The following is a 24,066-nucleotide window of genomic DNA, read 5'->3' as shown; positions in this document are numbered from 1 at the left end:
GAGTGAAGCCACAAGCGGCTGGAGAGCGGCGGCCCGACCAACTGACTGAGCTCTGGCTGTTTGATCGGGGCGCTTCTTGCGGGTGATCCGGCTGAGAAAGCGCTGCACTCTTGGCCGAGTTATTGACATGACGGAGTGGGTTGATTCGATTTGGTCATGTGCCTGAGGCTTGAACAAGCTGACCTCGGTAAAGAGACGTTGCTGCGACTTCGTGGCTGTTCAACACACGCCGACAGGCGCTGACTCTGCTGGCGCACCACGGACTTCGTTTGTGTTGCCTAACGTTCGAGCTAAGCTGCCCGCGTAGGCGGGCGCTGTAAGCCTGGTTCGCGATGATGCACCATGTGCCGCGGACCAGGCTTACAGCGCCTGCCGTAGCGGGTCAGCTTGAGCGAGGGGTTAGGCAGCACTGTGCAGCCGACATGGGCGGGTGAGAGTATCCAAGCTGGCGAAGTGTGGAGGTCGAGCAGTCGCGCAGGGCTCCCGCGATGCGTCCAAGTCCGCCGCCACGGCAAGCGTACAGCGAAGCCGCAGTTGCCTGTTTGGCGGCGGCACCAAGCTCTGACTGACAGCGGCGGATCAAGTTCAAACACTGCTGACCGCGAAGCGCTGCAGCCAAGCGTAGGGTGTGAGCGCTGCGATGCTGTGACGCCGCGCAAGCGCCCCTGCAAGGTAGGGCAGAAAACCCACGCAAGAATGATTGCCGCACTGGCCGGAGCTCGTGCATTCGTGCGGCGGCTCAGAAAACTACACATCGCATCAGATCGGGTCTTCTTGTGCTGCCTAACGTTCGAGCTAAGCTGCCCGCGGAGGCATGCAGTGTAAGCGTGTGGGCGCCGGTGCGAACGTGTTGAGTTCTGGCCGGTTTCGAAATGCTGAGGGGATCGCGGAGGGAGTGGCGTGATGCCGGCGCTGACGCGGCACGCAGTGGATGCCGGCGTGCTTCAGATCTCGGCGTGTGACTGGCCGCGGTAGCTCTTGCCTTCGATCACGACGGTCTCGACGTGGTGCAGCAGCCTGTCCAGGAGTGCCGAGGCCAGGGTCGCGTCGTTGTTGAAGATCCCGGCCCATTGCTTGTACGGGCGATTCGTTGTCAACAGCGTGGTGCCGCGCTCGTAGCGGTGGCTGATGATCTGGAACAGGCAGTCGGCGCCGAACTTGTCGATGGGCAGGTAGCCCAGCTCGTCGATGCACAGCACCTCGGGCTTGACGTAGGCTGCCAGCGCCCGCTTGAGGCCGCCGGCGGCCTGCGCGGTGGCCAGCGTGTTGATGATGTCGATGGCGCCGGTGAACAGCACCGAGTGCCCGCGCTGGCACGCTGCATAGCCCAGGGCCGTCATCAAGTGGCTCTTGCCCAGGCCGACGCCGGAGATGAACACCACGTTGGCGTGCCGGGCCACGAAGTCCAGGTGGAACAGGTTCTGTATCTGCGGCCGGTTGATCTTGGTGGGCCAGTTCCAGTCGAACTTGTCGATGGTCTTGAGCACGGGGAAGCGGGCCTGGCGGATGCAGCGCTGCACGCGTCGGTCCTCGCGCTGGGCGGCCTCGCCGTTGAGCAGCTCGGCGAAGTAGGCCAAGTGCGACCACTGCTTGTCGGCGGCGGCCTTGGCCAGTGGCTGGTAGTTCTCGCGCATGAACGGCAGGTTCAGCGCGGTGAGCTTGGCCTGCGCGGACAGGGCATCGGGGTGGGCGTGGCGTGCTCGCATGGTTGTCGCTCCTTCACTCACGGTCGTAGATGGACAGGTCGGGCGCGGGGATCTCGATGTCGAGCAGGTCGGCACTGCGGGTGAGCTGCAGGGCGGCGGGCTCGGCCCCGATGCGCCGGCGCGCGGCCAGGATGTGGGCGATGTACTCGGCGCTGAAGGCCTGCAGCTCCAGACCGTCGTCGATGGCGCGCTCGACGGCCTCGCGGCCGTGCATCTCGGCCAGGGCGAGGATCTGGCGCAGGTGCACCCGGGCGTTCACACGCCGGGCCTCCAGGCCCTCGCGGTAGGCTTGGGCGCGCGGCGACAGGGCCAGGAACTGCACCAGCAGGCGTTGCTCGCGGGCGCTCTTGCGCTGCTGGGCGAGTTGCTGGGCGTGCTCGGCAAGCTCGAAGTCCTTGTTGCGCTGCATGCTTCGCGCGTGGAGCGCGACGAGTTGGTCGTGGGCATAGATGCACAAGCGGTCGGCCCAGGCCTTCAGGGTCAGGCGTTGACCCACATGGCGCGAGGGCACGGAGTAGGTGTTGGAGTCCAGCGCGACGCGGAACTGCTTGTTGACGCTTGCCGTGCGCACGCGTGCGAGGTCGAACCCGACGGGGTTGAGCCGCTTGAGGCGGGCGCGCTCTTCCTCGAACATGTCCACGGGTCGGCGCTGGGTGGCGCCGTGCACGCGCACGTCGGCCACCGTGTCCACCCACAGCTGCGCGGCGGGCTGCACGGCGCTGAAGTCGATGAACTCCTGGCCGGCCAGGAAGTTCTTCTTCACGTAACCCACGCCGTTCTCCACGCGTCCCTTCTCCCAACCCGAAGCCACGTTGCAGGGGGTGATCTGGAAGCCCCAATGGCGCGAGAAGTCGAGGTACTTGGGGTTGAACACCGGCGCCTCACCGACCAGGCGCTTGAGCACGGCGGACTTCAGGTTGTCGACCATCAGCCGCGCGGGCACTGAACCGAAGGCGGCGAAGGCGTTCTCGTGGCAGGCCAGGAAGAACTCCATCTCCTGCGACACGGTGAACTCCAGGTACATGCGCCGGCTGTAGCACAGCACCATCACGAAGAAGCTCAGGCGCCGGCGCGTGTTGCCCACGGCGACGGTGCCGAACTCACCCCAGTCGAGCTGCGCGCACTCGCCCGGCTCGAAGTCCAGCTTGAGGAAGGCCGGCCGCTGTCGCGGGCGGATGCGGTGCACGTAGTCCTTGACGATGGTGATGCCGCCGCCGTAGCCGGCCTCGAGCAGCCGCTGGTAGATCTGCTGGGCGCTGTACGGGTGGGCGTCGAGCCAGCGCACGATCTGGCCCTTGAAGGCGTCGAGCTTGCTGGCGCGCAGCACGGCCTTGCGCGCTCGGAACTGTTCGGCCTGCGCCCACCGGGCGACGGTGCGTACATCCAGGCCCAGCGCTCGCGCGGTCTGCGCCACCGTGAGTTGCTGGCGCACCAGGTGGTCACGGATGCGGCAGTAGGTCTCGTAGTCAACCACGGCGCGCTCGAGCCTGCTGCAGCAGCGCGGCCAGGCTCACGGGCTGGCCGCCGGTGTTGGCCCCGGCAACGCCCGGTGGACGCGGCGCCGGGCGCTGCGCCGCCACGGTCCCCGGCAGGGCCAGCACCTGGTACAGCGGCGAGCGATAGGCGATGAGATCCAGCTCGATGAGCTGCTGGCGTGCCGCGGCGAACTGCTCGTCACTCAGGTGCAGCCGCCGGGCGAGCGTGGCCGAGCCGTAGTAGCTCAGGCCCTGGGCATCGGACACCGTGACCAGGAACAGGTACAGCGCCGCCGAGCGGGCCTCACAGCGGTCGATGAAGTGCTGCTGCACGAGCGCCTGGTCAACCCAGCTGAACTGCTCGGGGACCTGGCGCAGCCGCTCGGGCCGAAGTAGCTGCTTGATGGCCTTCACCGCACCTCCCGTTGATCACGTCGCGCCCAAGTTGTACGAGGCGCCGGGTGGTGCTGGCCATGTCATCTTGTAGCGCCGGCTGGAACAGATGGGCCACAAGCCCCGCCAGCAAAGGCGATTCGGCGATCAAGAGATCTTGTAACGCCACGGTCGGGGGCGCCCCGGGAGCCTCGACACGATTGGCCGATTCCTCAATCGAATCAGGCACTTGCAGCGGCAAGAGATCTTGTAACGCCCGCGGCGGGCGCACCCGGTCGCAGCTGTAGCCGGGATGCGCGGCGCGCCAAGCCTGGACGCGGGCGACGTGCACGGGGCCGCTGAAGTAGTCGCGGTTGGATGGCTTGGACAACCAGGCGGCCTGGCTGGCTGCCTTGCTCGCGCGCCGGCAATCGACGGCGCAGCAGTAGCGCTGACGTTCACCGCTGCGATGGTCGGGGAGGAAAAACTCCCCGCACGACATGCACTTGCGCTGTCCCGCCTTGGCCATCGTCGCTCCCCAACGAACCCGTCGAGCGCGACAACCACCTCGAGCGAACACTCGTCGGCGCAGAGTCTGAAGAAGAAGGAGAACGGAGCTGAAGAAGACCGTCAGAGACGGTGATCCGAAGAAGACGGATCAGCAAGAACACGCACGTTCAGACCGGCTGAAAGAAGACAAATTCAAGCCGGCGCCCACATAAGCGTGGTGTGCGAAGGTGCCGAAGGCGCCGCACACCAGGCTTACGCTGCATGCCGTAGCGGGTCAGCTTGAGCGAGGGGTTAGGCCTCAGTTCGCAGCGCATACGAGCTGGGGCATGCGTCAGGGAGTTGAAGCTTTGGGCACGTGTTCTTCTAGATATGCGCGAGCAGCTTCGATTGCAGCGAAGTCCCCCTGAAGCGCTGGTCCAGCCAACCTCTGTAGGGCGGCTGCGCTCGCCTGCAACTGTGCGAATTGACCTGCGACCGTGAGTGCGTTCTCCTTTCCTTCGGCTTCAAGGCGAGCAAGGGTCCACAGTGGCACGAGCTCATGGATGTTCCCCGGTCTTCCGCCTTTCTTGCCGACTGACACTATGGCTGCGCTACCCCAGTTCACTCCTTCGACAACTACTGCGGTGAGTGCGTTCTCATAGCGAACAGAGAAGGGGTTCGGATGCAGTGAGGCGGCCGAAGACTGCTTAACACAACCATATTCGTCCTCGAGGAAGCGAAAAGCCATCTCTGCTTGAACGAGGAACTCTTCGAGCGACGGGCTGGTTGCATTCATGGTGATGGCGCGCCACAAGTTCAGTTTCTGAGGCCTAACGTTCGAGCTAAGCTGCCCGCGTAGGCAGGCTTTGTAAGCCCGGACTGAGAAGATGTACAGAGTACCTCAGGCCGGGCTTACAAAGACTGCCGTAGCGGGTCAGCTTGAGCGAGGGGTTAGGCCTCGCTGAGGGTAAACCCGCGGTTGGTGAATTTCCAGGGACTCGACGGGCGCCTCCCGCTCCGCGCTGCGGACGGCTCGATGTCGATGGACCGGCTGTTGACCGTGCCGTAGCACGAAGAAGGCGATAGCGGGGGCCTTACTCGGCTGCCGCTGCACCCGACCGGCAACTTGGCAGGGCGCTTTGCGCCTTGCCTGGCGTGCGACCTGTCGCGTGGCTGGCCAGTTGGACCGGAGCTTGCGGGGTTAAGGAACGGCTTCCTACTGCGACGACTGGTTCACCTTGCGCTGACCGTGACCAGTCATTGGCGTTGGAGAGTTTGACGCGCATCTCCGTAGCGATGCCAGGCATTGCGTTTGAATTGGCATTCATGGCGTGTACGAAGCGCGGGATCGTGTGCGATGCTGAACGGCGCATACGAAGCGCTGGGCCTGCACGGTGAGTGGATCGCGAGGCCTAACGTTCGAGCTAAGCTGCCCGCGGAGGCGGGCGTTGTAAGCCCGGACTGAGACGATAGTACAACTGGCTCAGGCCGGGCTTACAACGCCTGCCGTAGCGGGTCAGCTTGGCTCTATGCCGTTCCGTGTGGAACTTGACCGCACATCCGATGCTGTGTCAGGCCCGCTGACAGTGCCATTGCCGGCACGAAGGGCGATGCCGGCAAGTGGGTGAGCTTGCCCAGGCGCAGATAAGCGATGGCGATGAAGTTGGCTGCTGTCCTGAAGCCGCGGGCCGCGCGCTTGGCTTGCTGCATCAGCCCGTTCATCGCCTCGACGAAGGCGTTGCTGCGGTGATCGAGCATGCCTCGCACGACTGAATCGAAGTGGTCTCTGAGCGTGGCCGCCAGCCGCTTGAAGGGCTCCAGGCGACTGCGCCGCGCCCACGACAGCCAGGCCTTCAACTCGGCGCAAGCGAGCTCGGGTTGGTTGTGGCGGCGTGCGTTGGCGAACACCTCGCGCAGCGCCATCTTCAGCCGCCAGGCACGCGCAGTCTTCAGGTTTGCTCGCTGCAACCAGTGCATGGCTTGAAGCTGCGTGGCCGTCCAGCCCGAAGGATTCCTGCGCATGCCCCACAGGATGGAGCGGCGCTGCTTGGCCGTCAGCACGCCCAGTTCCTGCTGCACCTGCGCCTGCTCGGTCTTCCACTCGGCTGCGCGCACCTCGTCCATGGCTTCGCCTGCGAGTTTGACGACGTGGAAGCGGTCGTAGCTGACCAGCGCGTTGGGCAGGTAGGTGGCAGCCCCCTTGAGGTACGCCGCACTCATGTCCATGCAGACGTGGGCGATCGCTGTGGGCTCACCGCCGTGGGCATGCAGATCCTGCGTGAAGGCCTGAACCCCCGAGTTCGACACCAAAAGCCGAGTTCGAGCGATTTTCTCGCCCCGGCGCCAATGTAATCAACCTAAATGCAGCAGTTACCCCGGCGCCGGGAGCGGCGGCGGCGGGGTTGGCAGGCCGATTTGGCCGACGATGCGCTGGCAGATGTAGGCCAGCAGTGCCCGCCAGCGGTCGAGCTTTGGCAACTGCTCCGCAGCAGCTTTGACGTGCTGAATGGCCGCATGAACGTTGGCGATCATCGACTTGATCAAGCCAGCTTCGGCGTGCATCGGCGTGAGGTACAGCGTGGTCTGGTTGCCGCTGCTGGTGGCTCGACCCACGGCCGCCAGCAGCAGTGGCCGGCTCGTCAGCGCCTCGCGCCGGGCCTGCGGGTTGGCCGCCCTGACGTACCAGCTCCACCAGTTGTAGACCAGTGCCACGGCTCGCGCGGTGACCTGGCTGCGGTGCATGTCTTGCGTGGTGAAGCCGCCCCAGCCCCATTGGTTCTTCAACTCGTCGAACCCGTTCTCGCAGTCGCAGCGATCACGGTAGAGCTGGCCGATCGCCGCGATGTCGTACGTCGCGTTGGTCGCCAGTACGGTGTACTCCCAGACCTGCGCGTTGTCTTGCACCTCGTCGTGCGGCAGCGCCAGGACGAGTTGCCCGTTGGTCTCGTGCTGGCCGCGCTTCTTGCTCGTCAGCGCGATGTCGTGCTTGATGCGCCGTCGCAGCACCACGACGCGCCGTGCCTTGCTCCAGCCGCTCAGGCGCAGCTCGTCTTCGATGGCCTGCCAGCCCTGGCTGGCCTCGGTGGCGCGCGTCCAGTCCTCGCGCCTGAACAGTCGCTCGATGAGCCGCTTGACGTTGGCCGTCTTGCGCAGGCGCAGCAGGTAGCTCAAGGAGCGCTGCTCGCACACGTCGATGATGTCCTCGTTGCCATAGCCGCAGTCACCGCGCACCAGCGCCGGAGTCTTGTCGCCCAGCTCGTCGAGCAGCCGCGCCATCGCGGCCTTGGCGTGGCCCGAGGTGTGTTGCTTGCCCGAACTGAGCACCGCATCGAGCACCAGACGCAGGTTGCCGACCCAGAAGGTGTGCAGCACGTGGCTGGGGCGGCCCGGCTTGTGCGGGTTGTAGCCAATCTCCGCACCTTCCTGGCGGCCGTACAGCGGCTTGATGGTGGCATCCATGTCCAACACCCACGGCCGGTCCAGTGCTTCGCGCACGCTGCTCATCAGCGCGCTGCGCATCCACGGTTCGCTGGCCTCGGGCACCATCGCCGCCAGCGCCCGGCGCACCGAGTCTTCGCTGACCATGCCGCGCAGGCCCAGGGCCTTGGCCGCCACTGCGTCGCCGCGCACGCCGGCAATGTGCGCGTAGCGCTTGCTGCCGGCCAGGATGCCCAGCATCAGCGTGCCCAGCACGTCACGCGGGCGCGATGCGTTGGGGCTGCTGTACTTCAGCGGGCAGTCCTGCACCCAGCGGTCGAAGACACCGGCCGTGGCCAGGAATTCGGCGAAGAACACGATCTGTCCGTGGGGCGTGGCCTGCGCTGTCTCGTCCCAGCGCACGTGCACGCGACCACCCATCGTGTCGACCACCATGGCGTCCTCGCTGGCCTGCGCCAGAGCCGTCTTCTTTGGTTCGTTGCCTTCACCCATCGGGTGAGTGTGCCAAACAGCCTCAACCCCGCGCCAGCGTTGAAGAAACCGGCACGGGCGCGGGTTCAACAGCGGTTCTTAGGATCAACAAGTTAGCGCTGCAGCGCCAGTTTTTCTGTAGTGGCACGCCATGCGTGCGAGGGTATTGGCATGCAACAGGGAGGTAGCTACACTCTCGCCATGTTCATCAAGCTCACCCGGTCCGGCGAACGCACCTACGCGCAACTGGTCGAGTCGTTCCGCGATGAACACGGCAAGCCGCGCCAGCGCACGGTAGCCACTCTGGGCCGCATCGACGAGCGCGGCGGTCAGGTCGACTCGCTTCTGGATGGCCTGTTGCGAGCCAAGGGGCGCCCAGTTGCCACGGGCGGCGACCTCCAGGTGCGCTTCGAGTCGGCCCTGTGCCTGGGCGATGTCTGGGCCCTCGATGCGCTGTGGCATGAGCTGGGCTTCAATGCCCTGGGGGCGGTGTTCCGGCGCGCCCGCTTCACCACCGCCGTCGAGCAGGCGATCCGGGTGATGGCCTTCAACCGGCTTAGCGATCCGGAGTCCAAGCTGGGTGTGCTGCGCTGGCTGCAGACGGTGAGCATGCCGGGCATCGACGTGGCCAAGCTGAGCCACCAGCATCTGCTGCGCAGCATGGATGCGCTGATGGACCACCAGCAGGCCGTGGATGACTGCGTGGCGCAGCTGCTGCGGCCGCTCATCGACGAAGACCTCTCGGTGGTCTTCTACGACCTGACGACCATCCGCGCCGAGGGCCACAGCCAGCAAGACGGCGACGTGCGGCACTTCGGCATGTCCAAGGAAGGCGTCATCGCCCGCCAGTTCATGCTGGGCGTGGTGCAGACGGCCGACGGTATGCCGATCTACCACGAGGTCTTCGACGGCAATACGGCCGAGGCGCCGACGCTGGAGCCCACGCTCAAGAAGGTGCTGGCGCGCTACCCGCACATCCGCCGCCTGGTCGTGGTGGCCGACCGCGGGCTGCTCTCGCTGGACAACATCGAGGCGCTGACCAAGCTCCACGTGGCGGGGGATCGGCCACTGGAATTCATCCTGGCGGTGCCAGGGCGGCGCTATGGGGAGTTCGTCGATCTCTTGGCGCCGATGAGTGCACGCATGGCCCAGGCCACCGACGAAGTCGTCGAGGAGGCGCAGTGGCAGGGCCACCGACTGGTGGTCGCCCACAACCCCGTGCGTGCGACGGAGCAGACCCAGGAGCGGCTGGCGAGGATCCACGCATTGGAAGAGCGCGCAGCGCAATGGGCCAGCAAGCTCGATGCGCAGGACGCCGGCCAGGTACACCGCGGCCGCAAGCTCTCGGATTCCGGCGCCAAGGCGCGTTTGTTCCACGAGGTCAGCGACGCGCATCTGGCGCGCATCATCCGGGTCGATCTGAAGTCCGACCTGTTCGCCTACGAGATCGACGATGCCGCGCTGGCCCGGGCGCAGCTCATGGACGGCAAGCTGATGCTGATCACCAATGTCCGCGACATGACCGCGAACGAGGTGGTGCGCCGCTACAAGTCGCTGGCCGACATCGAACGCGGCTTCAAGGTGCTGAAGTCGGAGATCGAGATCGCGCCGGTCTTCCACCGGCTGCCCGAGCGCATCAGGGCCCATGCGAGCATCTGCTTCATGGCCTTGATCCTGTACCGCGTGATGCGCCAGCGCCTGAAGCTCGCCGGCAGCGAGTTGTCGCCGGAGGCAGCCTTGGCGGACTTGCGTCGCATCCAGCGGCACACGGTCACCATTGACCGCAGCGCCCCTATCCACGGCGTCTCCACCGTTCAACCACGCCAGGCCGCAGCCCTGGCCGCGCTCAACGTCAAGAAGCCGACCATCGACGCCCAGATGCCGCTGCTGTAGTGGCATTTTCCAAGGCCTGGCCTATATGGATCAAGCACTTACAGCGGTTAGTGTCGAACTCGGGGGCGCACTACGCCGTGCGCTGGCTGCTTCACGAAGGGGCGGCCCGCTGCGGCCAGGCCGACGAGGCGCTGTCGTTCACGGCCCATGTCCAGCTGCTGCGCCGCGAGCTGCCCCGCTCCGGGGCTTTTCCCCCCAGCGCAACCCAGACGCCGACAGCGATGGCTTCGTGAGCTGCTGCAGGCCAGCGCCAAGGCCCTCTGCGTGCGAACGCTCAACCAGCAGCGGCCACGCATGGTCAAGCGCCGCAATTCGCCGTACGCCCCCTACAAGGCACCAAGAGTTCACCGCCCGTGCAGCTTTGAGCCCTGCATCAGCGCGCCCGCGGGGAGGCGAGCCGCGACAGCCGGGCCAAGGGTGGTAAAGAACGAGTTCATGCCCTAAAGGAACAGTATTGTGTTAGGCCTCACTGGGCAAGCACCGCAGCTTCGATTTCAGCAATGTCTATCTTCTTCTGCTTCATCATCGCCGCGATCGCTTTGACAGACACAGTCTTGTCAGCGCTTAGGGTCAATTCTGTCAGGCGCCGCGGGAACACTTGCCACGACACACCATAGCGATCCTTGAGCCAGCCGCAGTGGCTTTCCTCGCCGCCATTTGTGGTTAGCGCTGCCCACAACCTATCCGTCTCTGCCTGATCGTCCGTCTCGACCGAGATCGACACAGCCTCAGATAACGTGAACATTGGTCCCGCATCGAGAATCTGATACGGCACCCCGCCCAGCGTGAAGTCGATTAGCCAGGAGGCGCCATCTCCAGAGATGTCGAAGACTGCCTCGACCCGACTTCCCGGAACCAGAGCGCAGTAGAACCGTGCGGCCTCTCGTCCGCGACCGTCACGGAACCAGAGGCAGGTGCGTACAGAGTTGGCCATTGTGTTGTTCCTTGGGTGGGCGGGCCAATGCAGCGGACATGACGCCTAACGTTCGAGCTAAGCTGCCCGCTACGGCAGGTACTGTAAGCCCGGACTGAGACGATAGTGCAAGTGGCTCAGGCCGGGCTTACAGTGCCTGCCGTAGCGGGTCAGCTTGAGCGAGGGGTTAGGCTTCGCTGCGCGCTGCAGCCCGTACTGGAGCCTTCCGCGCTGCCTTGCCAAGTGCTCCTTCAGCCCACTTGTTCAGGCTAGTACCGCATCTTGCTGCCGCTTTGAGGGCTGCCGCATGAACTTCTGGTGCGATGCGTAGCATGACCTTCCCGCTTGCCGGGCGCTCTGGAGCAGAACCAAGCTCTTTGGATGCGGCGAGGTAGCCTTCAATGGCGGAGTGAAAGTTCGCCTCAAACTCTGCTACGGACTCACCGTGGAAGGAGATGATGTCGTCGATGTCTTGAACGCGCCCAACGATGACCTTGTCTTCTGCGTCGAAGACCATGCTAGCCGTGTAGCCCTTGTAGAGCATGGAGTTTATCATGGCTTGATCCCCATTCTGTCTATGAACTCACGCACAGCCAATACACGGTAGCGAAGCGCTTCTTTCCCAGGATGCGGGCGGTGCAGTGTCATCTTTCGACCGGCAAACTCAAAGGTGACTGAGGAGCCGGCGCCCTCGATCACCTTGCAGCCTGCTGCCTGAAGCAAAGACTCGATTCTCGACCACTCGATGTTCCCGTTGACGGGGTCGGCGAGTACCTTCTCGAGTGTCTTGCGCTGCGTGCTGTTCACAGTCACATGATAGCATCATAGGCGCAAACTGCAATCACAGTGGCCCACTGAGGGTGGGCGGGCCGAGTTCCCCGCGGGCGTGTGTCCAGGCGAAGTGCAACGCGAGGTGGATGATTAGACGCCTAATTGCGAACAGGCGTTCAGGCCGCCAAGTGCGTGGCCTTCACGCCTGTTGCGCAGCGTACCGTAAGCGCGAACTGCGTCAAGGCCAAGCCCTACGGGCGGCCTTTGGCCGGCCTTGACTCAGCTCGCGCTTGAGTAGGGCGCGAAGCGGCGAACGGCATCTGCGTAGGACTCGTTGGGGGTCTTGCTGCCGAGGACGCGTCGTGGCCGGTTGTTGAGCCGGCGCTCGATGAAGCGCAGTTGTTGGTTGGTCGCCAGGGATAGGTCGGTGCCCTTGGGCAGGTACTGGCGGATCAGGCGGTTGGTGTTCTCGTTGGTGCCGCGTTGCCTGGGGCTATAGGGCGCGCAGACCTGATCAGGTGCAGCCTGGGCCGCGGCACCAACGTCGCCAGCCGCTGCATGAACTCCAGCGGGCTCATCACCAGGTGCGTGGTCCCGTCGCGCCAAGGTGTCTTGAGCTTGAGCTCCACCTGCCCCGCGGCGTTGAGCTGCACGCGTTCGTCGGGCAGCGCTGGCCGGGTGATGTAGCGGCACAGCTGTTCCAGCCGCTTGCGGTCGTGCGCTTTGACCCGCACCGCGGCGTGCAGACTGAACCCGTCGATGTCGGCGCACAGGGGTTGGCGCGCTTCGCCCTCGCGCGGGCATCGCACCCCTCAGGGTCAGCATGTCGCGGGCGCGTTTTGCCGCGCAGTTCACCGAGCGGGCCGGAAGCCCGCCAGGCGACTACCTGACCGCGCTGCGCATGGGCCTTGCCCAGCGCCTGCTCAGCCGCGGCCAGCCCTTGAAGGCGGTCGCCGCCGAGGTCGGCTATGGCAGCGCGAACGCGCTGTCGCGCGCCTTCCAGCAGCGCATCGGCCAGACACCCAGCGACTGGCTGCGCCAGCGCGAGGCCGCATGAGGCTGCGTTCGCTGCGCGCCTAGCCCGTCTTTCTCAGTTTGCCCCTGACACCACTGCCAAGTTGTTGATTTGACTTGTCCGAGACCCGTAGGTCTCCACTAAAGGACGAGTTCTGCGGTGGCTTGTCTGGCTTGCGCGGCGGTGATCTTCGGTGGCGGCTGGCCCGGCAGGCTCAGCCGCAGTTGGTCCAGCAGCATGCGGTGTTCGGCCTCCGGTTGCGTGTATCGCGACAAGGTCAACTCGCGGCCATCGGTGGTGGGCAGATGCACGTCGACCATCTGCATGGTCTTGAACTTGGCCAGCACCTCGCGTGGTGTGGTGCCACCGGCCAGCGCCCGCAGCTTGGCCTTCAGGGTGACCTGCAGGCAGTACGCCAGGAAGGCCACGAAGATGTGGGCCTCGATGCGCGGCTCGGTCTTGTGGAAGATCGGCCGGATGGCCAAGTCGTGCTTGATCTCCTTGAAGGCCTGCTCGACCTGATCGGCGCGCGGCTGATGAACGTGCTGTGCTACGGCACCAAGGCCGAAAGCTGCTGCTGGGTGAACCTGCGCGGGCTGGTGGAAGTGGCCGATTTCTGGCCGCGCTACGTGCGAGACGGGCGCTGCGCGATTGACCCCGAACATAAGGGGCATTTCGTGGGCGACGACACCCGATGGACGAAGGACGGCGACACGCGGGAATGCCTGTGGTGCGGAAAGGCGCAGCAGGTTCTGGTGCGCTGGACTGAGGCGGTGGAGCGGCAGGAATGGCGGACTTTGTAGCCTAACCCCTCGCTCAAGCTGACCCGCTATGGCAGGCGCTGTAAGCCTGGTCCGCGGCACTTGGTGCATCATCGCGAACCAGGCTTACAGCGCCTGCCTCCGCGGGCAGCTTAGCTCGAACGTTAGGCCGCATCTCTACCACCCTGCATGAACCAACCAACTTTCGCTGCCCTTGAGGCCTTCCCTGACCAGCTCTCGTCGCTATACGAGTCGTTCCCTCTTGAGTCGAGGCACTTCGCACCCGCATCCTGGGAAGGCGTGCCCAGCGAGCCGCTATCCGCGATTGAGCAAATCTGTCACGTCCTCGACATCGAGGTGGAAGGGTATCAAGTTCGAATCCAACGAACTCTGGACGAGTGGAATCCCGCTCTCCCGTCGCTGGACACCGAAGCGATGGCGCGAGACCGCCTTTACCACCAGAGGGAGGCTGCGGCAGTTCTACACGACTTCCGTTGTGCGAGATCCGAAACCTTAGGTCTGCTCCGGACCCTCACTATCGAGCAGCTAGATCGGCCAGCTCAGTTTGAAGGCTATGGTCAAGTCACACTGCGGAGCCTCGTGCACTATCTTTGCAGCCACGATCAACAGCATTTGTCCGGCCTGCAGTGGCTGCTCGGAAAGCTAGCAAGTCCAGGCATCACAAATGCGGCCTAACCCAATACTGTTCCATTAGGGCATGAACTCGTTCTTTGCTGCCCTTGGTCCGGCTGTCGCGGCTCGCCTCCCCGCGGGCGCGCTGATGCAGGGCTCAAAGCTGCACGGGCGGTGAACTCTTTGTGACGTGTAGGGGGCGTACGGCGAATTGCGGCGCTTGACCATGCGTGGCCGCTGCTGGTTGAGCGTTCGCACGCAGAGGGCCTTGGCGCTGGCCTGCAGCAGCTCACGAAGCCATCGCTGTCGGCGTCTGGGTTGCGCTGGGGGGAAAAGCCCCGGAGCGGGGCAGCTCGCGGCGCAGCAGCTGGACATGGGCCGTGAACGACAGCGCCTCGTCGGCCTGGCCGCAGCGGGCCGCCCCTTCGTGAAGCAGCCAGCGTACCGCGTAGTGCGCCAGCATCCAGCCGTAGAACTCCTGGCGCACCAGCTCGGCGGTCTTGCTGCGCAGCACGCGCCGGCCCTGGCGCAGATGCGTCTTGAGTTCGTCGAACACCGCCTCTACCTGCCAGCGCTGGTGGTACAGCGCCGCCAGCTCCAGCGCCGGCGCCTGCACCGGATCGAGCAGACTGGTCATGAGCCTGTAGCGGGGCGCAGCATCGGGCACCCCTGGCAGTTGGTACTCGATGACGCGCACCTGCAGCGCCTGGGCAGCGGCCGCTGCCTTGCCCACCCCGGTGGGCTTGATGCGGCTCAGGTAGGAGCCGTCGGGCAGCAACTGCTCCACCGGCAGCAGCCGCGACTCCGTGGCCCGCCACAGCAACTGCGCGCCGCTGCCCAGTGCCTGCTGCCAGTGCTCGAAGCCGTTGAAGCCCCGATCGGCCAGCAACAGCATCCCCGGCTCCAGCGCCCCCAGCAGCCACTGGCACAGCGCCCACTCGTCGCCCCGGTAGGGTCCAAGCTCGGCAGCCACGATGGCGTGGGTGGCGCACTCGGCCAGGACCACGCACTGCGCCTGAGGGTAGCCCGCCACACCGGTGCGGCTGCCCGGGCGGCCGAAAGCGGTGGCCACATCGACCTCGTCGGCCAGCTCCAGGCGGCTGCCGTCGATCGCCATCAGGCGCTGGCCCTTGTAGAAGGCCTGCGGCTGCCGCGCCGGATCCGCCAGCGGCAGGCAGCAGCTGCGCAGCAGATCGCGCAGCGGTGCCGAGCCCATGCGGCTGCGCAGCGCGCTGATGCTGGACTTGGACACCGGCGGTGGCTGCTGCGACCCCCGGGCCCAGGCCAGGCCCTGCGCGACAACCGAAAACACCTCTTCCTAGGCGGCCTCCGGATACAGGCTCAGCGCCATGGTGTAGTACACCCCCGCCACGGCGGGAAAACGACGGATGCGCTGCGAGTTCACACCGTGCGCATCCAGCGCTTCGTGCACTCGCTCCGCAGGAAACACCCGGGCCAGCAGACTCGCACTCAAGTAGTCCGCCAGTCGCGCCCCTGAACCCAATGTCGCCTTCGTCCTGGCCATGGCTGCTCCGGTGGTTGCGCATGGCCAAGTATGGACGAAAATCAACTAATGGAACAGTATTTCGGCCTAACCCCTCGCTTGGCCTTGCCCCTGAAAAACGTAGTCCATAGCTGATGATGAAATCACAGAGATGGAGCACGAGAGATGAGCAAGCAAGAAGGCAAGCGCCGCAGGGCGAGGTACACGTTGGAGTTCAAGCTGGAGGCGGTCAGGCTGGTCAAGGGCGGGCAGGACGCGGCCGTGACGGCACGGGTTCTGGACATCCCGAAGGCCACGCTGGGCAACTGGATCAGGGCGGCCGAGAAGGGTGAACTGCAAGGCGCTGGGGACAGGCCGGTCAGTGCCGAGCAGATGGAGTTGGCGCGGCTGCGGGCGGAGCTGGCGCGGGTCAAGATGGAGCGCGACATCTTAAAAAAAGTGACGGCGTACTTCGCGAAGGAGTCACTGTGAAGTACGCCTGGATCGACAAGCTCAAGACGGTGTGGCCCGTCACGCTGATGTGCCAGGTGCTGGGGGTGAGCGTCAGCGGTTTCTTCGAGCACCGCCAGCGCAGCAGCAAGGCAGCACCGCCGGAACCCGGCCCCAGGCGTGTAAGCAACGAGGCCCTGGTAGCGCACATCCGCGCGATCCACGCCGAATTCAAGGGCGAGTACGGCTGGCCCCCCGAGTTCGACACTAACCGCTGTAAGTGCTTGATCCATATAGGCCAGGCCTTGGAAAATGCCACTACAGCAGCGGCATCTGGGCGTCGATGGTCGGCTTCTTGACGTTTAGCGCGGCCAGGGCTGCGGCCTGGCGTGGTTGAACGGTGGAGACGCCGTGGATAGGGGCGCTGCGGTCAATGGTGACCGTGTGCCGCTGGATGCGACGCAAGTCCGCCAAGGCTGCCTCCGGCGACAACTCGCTGCCGGCGAGCTTCAGGCGCTGGCGCATCACGCGGTACAGGATCAAGGCCATGAAGCAGATGCTCGCATGGGCCCTGATGCGCTCGGGCAGCCGGTGGAAGACCGGCGCGATCTCGATCTCCGACTTCAGCACCTTGAAGCCGCGTTCGATGTCGGCCAGCGACTTGTAGCGGCGCACCACCTCGTTCGCGGTCATGTCGCGGACATTGGTGATCAGCATCAGCTTGCCGTCCATTAGCTGCGCCCGGGCCAGCGCGGCATCGTCCGCGCCGTCTGCGCTGGCTGGCGCTGGCCCTGGTCGCTTACGCGCTGAGTTCGATCGACCTGATCCCGGACTTCATCCCGGTGCTGGGCTGGCTGGACGAGCTGATCATCCTGCCGCTGGCCCTGAGCTGGCTGCTGCGCCGCCTGCCGGCGCCCTTGCTGGCCCGCGCCCGGGCACGCGCCGCCAGCAGCGGTGCGCCGGCGCTGCTGCAGGGCGCCGAGCGCCTGGGCCGCTGGTGGCGCCGCGGCCTGGCGCTGCAGATTGCGCTCTACCTGCTGGTGCTGCTGCTGATCGCTGGCGGGCTCTGGCTGCTCTTCAGTTCGCCGTGACCTGCACCAGCTCGATGCGATCGGCCAGCGCGGCGCCCTCGAAATCCGCCTCGACCTGGGCCAGCGAGGTGGCGTCGGGCAGGCGCGCCGAGACGATGCCGACGCCGCGCGCGCGGCCGGCGTTCTTCGCCGCGTACAGCGCCAGATCGACCCAGTTGACCGCCTGCTCCCAGCCGAAGGCCGGGCGATCGGGCGGCAGCGGGAACAGCGCAAAGCCCAGCGACGCGCTCACCGCCAGGCTGCGCCCGCCGTCCAGCGCCAGCGGTTCCAGCTCCAGCGTGCGCAGCAGGCGCTGCGCCAGCTGGCGCAGGCCCAGGCCGCTCACGCTGGGCGCGTAGAGCAGGAATTCCTCGCCGCCCCAGCGCACCAGCAGATCGTCCTTGCGCACCTGGGCCGCCAGGCGCTGCGCGACGACCTGCAGCACCTGGTCGCCGACACCATGGCCGAGCTGGTCGTTGATGCGCTTGAAATGGTCGAGGTCGACGAGCAGCAGACCGGCCTCGAAGGGCGCGTCGCCGCGCGCCTGCATGGCCTGCTGGAAGGCGCGGCGATTGCCCAGCTGGGTCAGCGGGTCGCGCTCGCTGAGCGTCTGCAGGCGTTCGCGGCTGCGCTGCAGGCGCTGGTTGGCGGCCCGCGAGCCCAGCCAGAGCAGGCCACCGATGAGCAGGCACAGCCCGATCAGCACGCCGGCCAGCCAGCCCAGCCAGGTCAGCTTCTGCTGGTTGGCCAGCGTGCGTTCCAGCACCGCGTCGCGCTCGTGACGCAGCTGCATCTCCGCCTCCTGGGTGCGCGCCGCCAGGTCCTGGCGCAGCGCAGCCAGCGCGTTGTCGCGCTCGCGCGCATCGGCCTGTTCGGTCAGCCTCCGCTCCTCGTGATAGGCCTTCAGGGCCTCGCGCCACTGGCCGCTGGCGGCCCAGGCGCGGCCCAGATCGCGCAATTCCTCGGCGCGCACGCGGTCGGTCATGCCCTCGGGCGCGACCAGGCGGTCGCCTTGCGCGATCTGCGCGCGCGCCGCATCGAAGTCGCGCAGCCGGATCAGGCTGACGGCCAGGTTGTGGCGCAGCGACTGCTCAAGCACCGGGTCCAGGCCGCCGCCGGCCAGGCCCTGCTCGGCGTAGCGGCGCGCCGGCCCGGGTTCGCCGGCCAGCAGGTGGTGGTCGCTGAGGTTGTTGCGCGCCAGCGCGGCCAGGTGCGGTGCGTCGCTGGCCAGGTCGAGCACGGCGAGCAGGGCCTCGCGGCGCTGCGCAGGACGATCGAGGCGTCGCGCGATCGTCGCCTCGGCCAGCTTGACCTGGGCGAGGCGAAGCGGCAGGCCGGCGGCCTCGCGTTGCGCCTCGGCGAGCAATTGCTGCGCGCGCTCGGGCTGGTCCTGCACCTGGGCCAGCTGCGCCAGATCGGCGAGCAGCGGTGCGGCCAGGCCGGTCTGGCCGGTGGCGCGCACCAGGTTCAGTGCGCGCCGCAGGCGTTGCTCGGCGAGCAGGTACTCGTCGAGCGCGTCATGCACGCGGGCGCGATGCAGCAGGCTGTCGATGTAGAGCCGGCTGTCGCAAGCGGCCTGCGGCTGCGGCTCGCAGATCGGTCGCTGCAGGTCCAGGCTGCGTTCGAGCAGCGCAGCGGCCTCGGCGACCCCACCGCGCAAGCGCGCGACACGGGCGCGCAGGAAGAGCCCGCCGGCGCTGCCGGCCTCGCCACCCGGGTAGACGGCGAGCGCCGCCTCGACATCGCCGGCCTGCAGGCGCAGCACGGCCTCGACATGGCGGCGCTGCTCCTGCTCGCTCGGGTCGCTGCTTGGCGGCAGCGCGAGCAGCGCCTGCAATGCCTGCTGCGGGCGCAGCTCGCCCTGTTCCCGCAGCGCATGAAGGCTGGTCTGGGCGCTCACCGACGCTGCCAGGCCCAGCGCCAGCAGCAGGCCGAGGCAATGCTTCATGCCGGGTCCTCCTGTGCCGGCCAGCGGCGCAGCTGCAGGCCGTCGGCGCTGGTGGCGCCTCCCATCCCGGTCAGTGCGTCGCGCAGCAGCTTCGCGTCGTCCAGGCTGGCGCCGACCAGGCCCCAGGCCTGGTTGCGGCCAAGCGACTTGGCCTGGTACATCAACGCGTCGACCAGGTCGACGGCGCGCTCGGCGCTGAAGCTCGCGTTCGATCCCGGCAGCGGGAACAGCGCATAGCCGATGGAGGCGGTGACCCTGAGCTCGCGGCCGTCGCGCAGCGACACCGGGGTGCCGCCGATTTCCTTGAGCAGGCGCTGGGCCAGCGCGTCGGCCAGCGGCACGTCGATGTCGCGCAGGAAGAGCAGGAACTCCTCGCCGCCCCAGCGCATCACGCCGAGTGGTTCGCGCAGCGCGTTGCGCAGCCGGCCGGCGATGGCCTGCAGCACGGCGTCGCCGCCGGCATGGCCGTGGCGGTCGTTGATCTGCTTGAAATGGTCGATGTCGATGAGGAACAGGCTGCCTTGCAGCGGCGCCTCGGGTCGGCCGACCAGCTGCAGCAGGCGACGCCGGTTGCCCAGGCCGGTCAGCGGGTCGACCTCGCTTTGCGCCGCCAGCTCGCGATTGGTCAGCGCCAGCTGCGCGTTGTTGCGGCGCAGCCGGCGCGCCAGCAACCAGAGCGCCGCAGCCAGCGCCGCGGCGCTGGCCAGCGCGACGGCGCCGAGCGCAAAGCGCAGGCGCTGGTCGCGCACCTGGGCCTCGCGCAGCTGGATGCGCTCCTTCAGCAGCGCCTCCTCGCGATCGCGCTGCGCGACATCGAAGCGCGACTGCGCCTCGGCCAGCGTGCGCCGGTGGTCGGCGCGCGACAGGCCGTCGGCCAGCTGGCGGTAGGCCTCGAAGGCCTCGACGGCGCCGGGCAGATCGCCGGCCTTCTCCAGGTACTGGCCGAGCTCGCGCCAGCCAACGGCGGCATAGGTCGTGCCGCCCGACTGCAGCTCCAGCGTGATCGAGCGCTTGACGTCCGCCTTGCCCTCGGCCAGGCGGCCCAGCACGATCTTGGCGACGCCGCCGTTGTGCAGCGCCAGGCTCATCGCCGAGGTCAGGCCGAGCTGCAGCGCCAGGCGGTGGGCCTCCTCGGCGGTGGTCAGCGCGCGCTGTGGCTCCTGGCGATCCAGGTAGGCAAACGACAGATTGGCCAGCAGCAGCGCGATCGAACGGCGGTCGCCGTCGCGCCGTGCATGCTGCAGCGAGAGCTCCATCAGCTTCAGCGCCTCGGCGGGCTCGCCGGCGTTGTCCAGCACGATGGCGTGCATGTTGTGGATGCGCGACAGGTCGGCGTCGTTGGCGTCGGGCGGCAGCAGCGCAATCAGCTGTCGCATCGACTCCTGCGCGCGCTGGTGCTGCCGCAGCAGTGTCTGCGTGTGGGCCAGGTCGTAGAGCGCGTCGGCGTGGCGCCAGTCCTGGCCGGTGCGTTGCGCCAGCGTCAGCGCGTCCAGGTGCTGCACCAGCGCCGCCTCCAGGTCGCCGAACTCGGCCTGCACATTGCCCTCGGCGGTCGCGCAGCGCAGACGCCAGAGCAGCGGCAGGCTGTCGCGCACCGGCGGTGCCTGGTAGGTCTCGCGTGCCTCGCGGTAACGGCCGTCCGTGAGCTGGGCGTGGGCGATGACCAGCATCTGCGCCAGCGCCGCCAGCGGTCGCTCGGCCACCGCCGCTGCCTTCTCCCAATCGCGCCAGCGTGGCTCAAGCTGCGCCAGCGCGTCGAACCGCCTGTTCTGAGCATGCGTCCAGCCGATCAGGAACAGGCGCTCCAGCGCCTCGGCGCTGCCGGGGGTGACGGCCAGGGCTTCGAGCTGCTGCAGGCGCTGCTCCTGGCGGCTCGGCGGCAAGCGCTCGATGGCCTCCAGCTGCGGTCGCAAGGCGGGCTGAGCCAGCGCCGGCTGAGCCAGGCAGAGCAGCCACAGGCTGAGCACGATCAGCCTGCGCCAGGGGGGACCCATGCTCAGCGCGGGCGCACGAGGTCCGGGCGGGCGATCGGCGATCGCCAGCACCTCTCCCGCACTGCACTGCTCTTGGTCTGCACGCCCCGGTTTATACGCAATGCCCGCGCCGCAGCCATCGCGGCTTGCCCTCAGCCGGAGTGAAATTGCACCGTTGCGGCCAGACGCGGCAACAGCGCCGCCGGCAGGTCATGGCCCCAGCCCTCGATCAGCTCGAAGCGCGCCTGCGGCAGGCAGCGCGTCAGCCGGCGACCATGGGCGGGCGGCAACAGCGGGGCGCATAGGAAGTTCGCTTCGTCAGAAGAATCTGTGGGCCAGTTTTGGCTCTGGAAGCCTGCCAAGCACGTGATACAGGGAGAGTTCAGCGATCCGGAAGGTCCTGTAGCCGTACGCTTTTCTCATAGTGACTTTGGCTTTGTTGTTCAGCCCCTCGATGATGCCGCTGGAGAACTGCTTCTTGGCCTTGAAGTAGTTGAGCAGCAGCTCGCGGTGCGCGCGCACGGTTCGGGCGAACCGCTTTACCGGCTCGATGCGTGAACGCATCGCCCGTTTGCACCAGGCGTCGAGGAACTTGGCCGCCCACGCCGGTGACGTGTATTCCCAGAACAGCTGGAATTCTTCCTTGAGCAGGTAGGCCCGCACGCTCTTCAGGTTGTAGCCCAGCAACTCGCGCAGACTCAATCGCTGCTTGTCCGTGAGGTTCTCCGGCCGCTTGAGCAGGCACCAGCGCTTCTTCTTGAGCACGGGCTCGTAGCCCTCGCGAACCATTCGCCGGGCCTCACCGGCGCGCACCTCGTCCAGCGCCTTGTTCAGCTTGGCCACCATGTGGAAGCGGTCCAGGATGTTCAGCGCCTGCGGGCAATGCCTGGCGATCATCTCCAGGTAGGGCCGCCACATGTCCGAGCAGACGAACTCGACCTTGCCGGCCAGTTCCTGGCCGATAAGGGTGAAGAAGCCTTCGAAGCTCTTCATCGTGCGGTCCCGGCCCACCCACAGCAGCCGCACGCAGTTGGCCTCGATGTGATAGACCAGCGTCAGGAACTTGTGGCTCTGACCGATGTGGATCTCGTCCACGCCAATGGCCCGCAGGGTCCCGAGTTCGCGATGCTCCAGCCCCCACTGCACGACATACTCCACCGCATGACAGACCTGATCCCAGGTCGTGCCGAAGCTCAGTGCCGTCTCCTTCCACGACAGCTTGCGTGCCCAGTGCGCCAGGTACAACATGTACGCCTTGGTCAGCGTGTGCTTGCCCATCGCCCAGGGCACTTGCTCGACCTTCACGCCGCACTGGCGGCATTGCACACGCCGCATGGCGTACAGCAGCATCACCGCATAGCCCCAGACCGGGATGAACTCGAAGCGCCGAACGGCCAGTACGTCGTACCCGGGTGCGGTGTTGCCGCAGCATGAGCAATGCGGCTTGGAGCCGCGGCGCGGCCGCACGTCGACCTCGATGGTGCTGGTGGCTTCGATCAGCCGCACGGCGGCGTAGACGAAGCCGGGGAAGTGGTGGCAGGCATTGAGCAAGCGAGCGAGCAACATGGCCGACTCCCGTGGCAGCGCCAATGACGAGTTCCATCTCGAGCCACAGGAGGCGCAGCGCCTGCGGCAAGCCTGCCCTGACCTGCACGACTGGCCCCGATCCTGGCACGTTGAGCCTGCCGACATCGTCGTGGGCCAACAGGTCGTTGAGTTGCTGACGCCGTTCCTGCTGCATCTGCTGGACCAGGGCCTGGCCAAGGCAACCGTGAGCCGGCACCGCGACAACCTCTGGACGCTCGGTGGCGAGCTGATCCGGCGCCGCTATGACGACGAAGAGCTTGCGCAGCAGGACGTCAAAGCCGCCATCGGGCAGCTCATCGGCCGTGACGGCGGACCGCTGATGTGGCCGCGCATCAACGAAGCGGAACAAGACTCGCTGGACGCAACCTGCCGCAAGCTTGAACGCTTCTGGCGCGCAGCGGCTGCCGCGCACGCATCGCGCTGACGCGTAAACACAGGACCGCGGTGGCGCCAACTGAACGGATGCCGCAACGCAGGTGATCGCCACCGTGCAGTGCAGAGTTGTCCACGGCGGCGGGCGGTCGGCGCTTGCGACGAACCGACAGACCGCCGCGGTGGGCAACTCGTGTCAAACGCTCAAATCGGCCTCAAATCGCCCACTGATAGTCCGGAAGAACCGAACAAGCTGACCCCGGTAAAGAGACGTTGCTGCTCTTTCGCGGCTGTTCAACACACGCCGACAGGCGCTGACTCTGCTGGCGCACCACGGACTTCGTTTGTGTTGCCTAACGTTCGAGCTGAGACGCCCGCGTAGGCAGGCACTGTAAGCCCGGACTGAGACGATAGTACGACTGGCTCAGGCCGGGCTTACAGTGCCTGCCGTAGCGGGTCGGCTCGAGCGAGGGGTTAGGCTGCACTCTTGGTGCGGCGCCGAGTGACTTGCTTAGCCACGTATTCCTGAAGCACTCCGTCCATACGGGACTGCCACCCTTCGCCAGTGCTGCGGAAGAATCTGAGTACCTCTGGGCTGTAGCGCACCGAGACGAGGAGCTTCTTGTTCTCTGACTTTGGGCGGCCTCGAAGTGCCTTCAGTGGCACCATCGTCTGCAACTGGGCGTCTGTCAACGGCTGGGCATCTGGATCAGCGCTAGCTGCACGCCGGATCTTCCGGTTCTCAGCCTCCGCGGGCATGACGATCGTTCGCTTAGGGGTAGTGTTCGACATAGTGCTTCACCTCTCGGCGTTCGGCTGGACGCAGGCTAATGACTCGGCGTGTCTTGCCGCGGTCAACGAAGGCAACGTAGTACAACCGATTGCCTTCTGGAACAAGACCAATCATGCGTAGCTCGTCGTACTCGAAGCGCTCGTCAACCCAGACAAGTGCTTCGTCCCAGATGAGTTGCTTTGCAAAGGCAAGCGATAGGCCGTGGGCGGCGATGTTGAGCTTGTCTTTCGCTGGGTCGAAGTCGATACGCACGGACTTAGTGTAGCTACGCTAAAGCGCAGCGTCAAGTCCCGGGCATCGGGCCTCGCCTGTGCAGCCTAACGTTCGAGCTAAGCTGCCCGCGGAGGCAGGTACTGTAAGCCCGGACTGAGACGATAGTACGAGTGGCTCAGGCCGGGCTTACAGTGCCTGCCGTAGCGGGTCAGCTTGAGCGAGGGGTTAGTGGCTCAGGCC

The 24,066-nt window shown here is 66.3% G+C and carries 24 protein-coding genes and 3 pseudogenes; 7 read left to right on the top strand and 20 right to left on the bottom strand.

Annotated elements, in window-relative coordinates; translation table 11 throughout:
- Nucleotides 1–944: 944 nt before the first annotated feature.
- From istB to KA711_14940, 6 genes and pseudogenes are all read right to left on the bottom strand, one after another.
- Nucleotides 945–1,706, bottom strand: coding sequence for an IS21-like element helper ATPase IstB (istB, locus tag KA711_14965; GenBank protein ID MCM0610266.1), 762 nt, complete (start codon nt 1,704–1,706; stop codon nt 945–947).
- A 13-nt stretch (nt 1,707–1,719) separates the two neighbouring features.
- Nucleotides 1,720–3,180 carry an IS21 family transposase gene (gene istA / locus KA711_14960; GenBank protein ID MCM0610265.1) on the bottom strand — a complete coding sequence of 487 codons (1,461 nt, stop codon included), beginning with the start codon at nt 3,178–3,180 and terminating at the stop codon, nt 1,720–1,722.
- Nucleotides 3,173–3,595 (bottom strand): hypothetical protein, encoded by a 423-nt coding sequence (locus KA711_14955; GenBank protein MCM0610264.1) that lies wholly within the window; start codon nt 3,593–3,595, stop codon nt 3,173–3,175. The genes istA and KA711_14955 overlap by 8 nt, the downstream gene beginning before the upstream one ends.
- A gap of 799 nt (nt 3,596–4,394) precedes the next feature.
- Nucleotides 4,395–4,856: a hypothetical protein gene (locus KA711_14950; GenBank protein ID MCM0610263.1), complete on the bottom strand. Its 462-nt coding sequence runs from the start codon at nt 4,854–4,856 to the stop codon at nt 4,395–4,397.
- A gap of 776 nt (nt 4,857–5,632) precedes the next feature.
- A pseudogene (locus tag KA711_14945) lies at nt 5,633–6,325 on the bottom strand (transposase).
- A gap of 87 nt (nt 6,326–6,412) precedes the next feature.
- Complete coding sequence (locus KA711_14940) at nt 6,413–7,972, bottom strand: IS1380 family transposase (GenBank protein ID MCM0610262.1); 1,560 nt, start codon at nt 7,970–7,972, stop codon at nt 6,413–6,415.
- A gap of 180 nt (nt 7,973–8,152) precedes the next feature.
- Between KA711_14940 and KA711_14935 the strand changes: the two genes are divergently transcribed.
- Nucleotides 8,153–9,844 (top strand): IS1634 family transposase, encoded by a 1,692-nt coding sequence (locus tag KA711_14935; protein ID MCM0610261.1) that lies wholly within the window; start codon nt 8,153–8,155, stop codon nt 9,842–9,844.
- Between the two features lie 466 nt (nt 9,845–10,310).
- Here the strand turns inward: KA711_14935 and KA711_14930 are convergent, their stop codons facing one another.
- From KA711_14930 to KA711_14915, 4 genes are all read right to left on the bottom strand, one after another.
- Nucleotides 10,311–10,778: a VOC family protein gene (locus KA711_14930; GenBank protein MCM0610260.1), complete on the bottom strand. Its 468-nt coding sequence runs from the start codon at nt 10,776–10,778 to the stop codon at nt 10,311–10,313.
- Nucleotides 10,779–10,944: 166 nt separating this feature from the next.
- Nucleotides 10,945–11,313, bottom strand: a complete 369-nt coding sequence (locus tag KA711_14925; protein MCM0610259.1) for a type II toxin-antitoxin system HicB family antitoxin — start codon at nt 11,311–11,313, stop codon at nt 10,945–10,947.
- Complete coding sequence (locus KA711_14920; GenBank protein ID MCM0610258.1) at nt 11,310–11,570, bottom strand: type II toxin-antitoxin system HicA family toxin; 261 nt, start codon at nt 11,568–11,570, stop codon at nt 11,310–11,312. The genes KA711_14925 and KA711_14920 overlap by 4 nt, the downstream gene beginning before the upstream one ends.
- A gap of 410 nt (nt 11,571–11,980) precedes the next feature.
- Entirely contained in the window at nt 11,981–12,337 is a 357-nt protein-coding gene (locus tag KA711_14915) for a transposase (protein ID MCM0610257.1), read from the bottom strand.
- Nucleotides 12,338–12,351: 14 nt separating this feature from the next.
- Here KA711_14915 and KA711_14910 point away from each other — a divergent pair, with 14 nt between their 5' ends.
- A complete protein-coding gene (locus tag KA711_14910; GenBank protein ID MCM0610256.1) occupies nt 12,352–12,585 on the top strand; it encodes an AraC family transcriptional regulator in 234 nt (77 codons plus the stop codon).
- Between the two features lie 98 nt (nt 12,586–12,683).
- On the opposite strand, the gene KA711_14905 is transcribed toward KA711_14910, so the two are convergent.
- A complete protein-coding gene (locus KA711_14905; protein MCM0610255.1) occupies nt 12,684–13,028 on the bottom strand; it encodes a hypothetical protein in 345 nt (114 codons plus the stop codon).
- A 3-nt stretch (nt 13,029–13,031) separates the two neighbouring features.
- Here KA711_14905 and KA711_14900 point away from each other — a divergent pair, with 3 nt between their 5' ends.
- Nucleotides 13,032–13,346, top strand: a complete 315-nt coding sequence (locus tag KA711_14900) for a hypothetical protein (protein MCM0610254.1) — start codon at nt 13,032–13,034, stop codon at nt 13,344–13,346.
- 147 nt (nt 13,347–13,493) lie between these two features.
- Nucleotides 13,494–14,000, top strand: coding sequence for a DinB family protein (locus KA711_14895; protein MCM0610253.1), 507 nt, complete (start codon nt 13,494–13,496; stop codon nt 13,998–14,000).
- 226 nt (nt 14,001–14,226) lie between these two features.
- Here KA711_14895 and KA711_14890 read toward each other — a convergent pair whose 3' ends face one another.
- Together KA711_14890 and KA711_14885 are read right to left on the bottom strand one after the other, a co-directional pair.
- Nucleotides 14,227–15,249 (bottom strand): IS4 family transposase, encoded by a 1,023-nt coding sequence (locus KA711_14890; protein ID MCM0610252.1) that lies wholly within the window; start codon nt 15,247–15,249, stop codon nt 14,227–14,229.
- Nucleotides 15,250–15,255: 6 nt separating this feature from the next.
- Nucleotides 15,256–15,462, bottom strand: a complete 207-nt coding sequence (locus KA711_14885) for a transposase domain-containing protein (protein ID MCM0610251.1) — start codon at nt 15,460–15,462, stop codon at nt 15,256–15,258.
- Between the two features lie 144 nt (nt 15,463–15,606).
- Here KA711_14885 and KA711_14880 point away from each other — a divergent pair.
- Nucleotides 15,607–16,124, top strand: a pseudogene (locus tag KA711_14880) (transposase).
- A 64-nt stretch (nt 16,125–16,188) separates the two neighbouring features.
- Here KA711_14880 and KA711_14875 read toward each other — a convergent pair.
- Nucleotides 16,189–16,632: pseudogene (locus KA711_14875) on the bottom strand (IS1634 family transposase).
- An 8-nt stretch (nt 16,633–16,640) separates the two neighbouring features.
- Here KA711_14875 and KA711_14870 point away from each other — a divergent pair.
- Nucleotides 16,641–16,961, top strand: a complete 321-nt coding sequence (locus tag KA711_14870; protein ID MCM0610250.1) for a DUF1232 domain-containing protein — start codon at nt 16,641–16,643, stop codon at nt 16,959–16,961.
- Here the strand turns inward: KA711_14870 and KA711_14865 are convergent.
- The 4 genes from KA711_14865 to KA711_14850 all read right to left on the bottom strand — a co-directional run bounded on the left by KA711_14865 (nt 16,948) and on the right by KA711_14850 (nt 22,427).
- Nucleotides 16,948–18,888 carry a GGDEF domain-containing protein gene (locus KA711_14865; GenBank protein MCM0610249.1) on the bottom strand — a complete coding sequence of 647 codons (1,941 nt, stop codon included), beginning with the start codon at nt 18,886–18,888 and terminating at the stop codon, nt 16,948–16,950. The two genes, KA711_14870 and KA711_14865, sit on opposite strands and share 14 nt — an antisense overlap.
- Nucleotides 18,885–20,882: a GGDEF domain-containing protein gene (locus tag KA711_14860; GenBank protein ID MCM0610248.1), complete on the bottom strand. Its 1,998-nt coding sequence runs from the start codon at nt 20,880–20,882 to the stop codon at nt 18,885–18,887. Before KA711_14860 ends, KA711_14865 begins: the two co-directional genes overlap by 4 nt.
- Before the next feature lie 131 nt (nt 20,883–21,013).
- Nucleotides 21,014–21,151, bottom strand: a complete 138-nt coding sequence (locus KA711_14855; protein ID MCM0610247.1) for a hypothetical protein — start codon at nt 21,149–21,151, stop codon at nt 21,014–21,016.
- Nucleotides 21,152–21,179: 28 nt separating this feature from the next.
- Entirely contained in the window at nt 21,180–22,427 is a 1,248-nt protein-coding gene (locus KA711_14850) for an ISL3 family transposase (protein MCM0610246.1), read from the bottom strand.
- Here KA711_14850 and KA711_14845 point away from each other — a divergent pair.
- A complete protein-coding gene (locus tag KA711_14845) occupies nt 22,426–22,872 on the top strand; it encodes a hypothetical protein (GenBank protein MCM0610245.1) in 447 nt (148 codons plus the stop codon). The genes KA711_14850 and KA711_14845 overlap by 2 nt on opposite strands.
- Nucleotides 22,873–23,294: 422 nt before the next feature.
- On the opposite strand, the gene KA711_14840 is transcribed toward KA711_14845, so the two are convergent.
- Both KA711_14840 and KA711_14835 read right to left on the bottom strand, forming a co-directional pair.
- Nucleotides 23,295–23,612, bottom strand: coding sequence for a BrnA antitoxin family protein (locus KA711_14840; GenBank protein ID MCM0610244.1), 318 nt, complete (start codon nt 23,610–23,612; stop codon nt 23,295–23,297).
- Entirely contained in the window at nt 23,593–23,865 is a 273-nt protein-coding gene (locus KA711_14835; GenBank protein ID MCM0610243.1) for a BrnT family toxin, read from the bottom strand. The genes KA711_14840 and KA711_14835 overlap by 20 nt, the downstream gene beginning before the upstream one ends.
- Between the last annotated feature and the right edge of the window lie 201 nt (nt 23,866–24,066).

The organism is Ideonella sp. WA131b (genome assembly GCA_023657425.1).
Lineage (GTDB): Bacteria > Pseudomonadota > Gammaproteobacteria > Burkholderiales > Burkholderiaceae_C > Rubrivivax.
Note: the sequence above shows the minus strand (reverse complement) of the source record. Positions and strands in the feature narration are given on the sequence as shown.